Source organism: Streptomyces sp. CNH189, assembly GCF_000527195.1.
Genome location: NZ_AZUS01000060.1, coordinates 1 through 1,489 on the forward strand (window position 1 = coordinate 1; position 1,489 = coordinate 1,489).

The following is a 1,489-nucleotide window of genomic DNA, read 5'->3' on the forward strand; positions in this document are numbered from 1 at the left end:
CCCCGTTATCTTTTTCGCGGTCCTGCAAGAGGGCCGCTGGCCTCCGGGCCCGGCATGACTGTTGCCCCCTGTCGATGGGATGACCTGGGGGGTGGTGTCACCGGGTCCGAGGGGTGCCGTCGGAGACGCTGATCAGAGGTCCGACCACCGCCCGGCCGGGCGCAATGTCCGGCCGCTCGCGGGCGGCAGGTCTGCATAACGTGGATGCGCGAGAACGGCTCCCGTCCTTGGGGCCGGCACGCATCGACACGGGTGGGGGCACGGTGATCAGCATCGACGGGGTAGGTGTCTTCCTGGGCCTGGACGTCGGCAAGCAGACGCATCACGGCCACGGCCTGACCCCGGCCGGAAAGAAGGTGTTCGACAAGCAGCTGCCGAACAGCGAACCGAAGCTGCGGGCCGTCTTCGACAAGCTCACGGCCAAGTTCGGCACCGTCCTGGTGGTCGTGGACCAGCCCGCCTCGATCGGCGCCCTCCCACTGACCGTCGCCCGGGACGCCGGCTGCCAGGTCGCCTACCTGCCCGGACTGGCGATGCGGCGGATCGCCGATCTCTATCCCGGCGAGGCCAAGACCGACGCGAAGGACGCCGTGGTCATCGCGGACGCCGCCCGCACCATGCCCCACACCCTGCGCACCCTCGACCTTGCCGACGAGGTCACCGCGGAGCTGACCATGCTGGTCGGCTTCGATCAGGACCTCGCCGGCGAGGCCAACCGCACCAGCAACCGCATCCGCGGCCTGCTCACCCAGTTCCACCCCAGCCTGGAACGCGTCCTGGGCCCGCGTCTGGACCACCAGGCCGTGACGTGGCTCCTCGAGCGCTACGGATCCCCGCAAGCACTCCGCAAAGCGGGCCGCCGCCGGCTGGTCGAGATCGTCCGGCCCCGGGCGCCGCGCATGGCCGAGCGGCTGGTCGACGACATCTTCACCGCGCTCGACGAGCAGACCGTCGTCGTCCCGGGCACCGGCACCCTCGACGTGATCGTCCCGTCGCTGGCGAAGTCGCTGGCCGCCGTCCACGAACAACGACGGGCCCTGGAGGCGCGGATCGAGGCACTGCTGGAGGCCCACCCTCTTTCCCAGGTCCTGACCTCGATGCCCGGCATCGGCGTCAGGACCGCCGCAGTCCTCCTGGCCACCGTCGGCGACGGCAGCAGCTTTCCCACCGCCGCCCACCTGGCCTCCTACGCCGGCCTTGCCCCGGCAACCCGCCAGTCCGGCACGTCGATCCACGGCGAACACGCCCCCAGAGGCGGCAACCGGCAGCTGAAACGAGCGATGTTCCTCTCCGCGTTCGCGGCCCTCCACGATCCCACCTCTCGTGCCTACTACGACCGCTGCAGAGCCCGCGGCAAAACCCACACCCAGGCACTCCTCCGCCTCGCCCGCCACCGCATCAGCGTCCTGTTCGCCATGCTCCGCGACGGAACCTTCTACCAGCCGAGAAGCCCCCGACCTGCTTGACGAAAGACATAGAGGCACCCCCC

General features: G+C 70.2%; 1 protein-coding gene. It reads left to right on the forward strand.

The genetic code is table 11. The features are described from left to right. Window positions 1-263 precede the first annotated feature (263 nt). Window positions 264-1,466 (forward strand): IS110 family RNA-guided transposase, encoded by a 1,203-nt coding sequence (locus B100_RS0133535; RefSeq protein ID WP_024888694.1) that lies wholly within the window; start codon window positions 264-266, stop codon window positions 1,464-1,466. The last annotated feature ends 23 nt before the right edge of the window (window positions 1,467-1,489 follow it).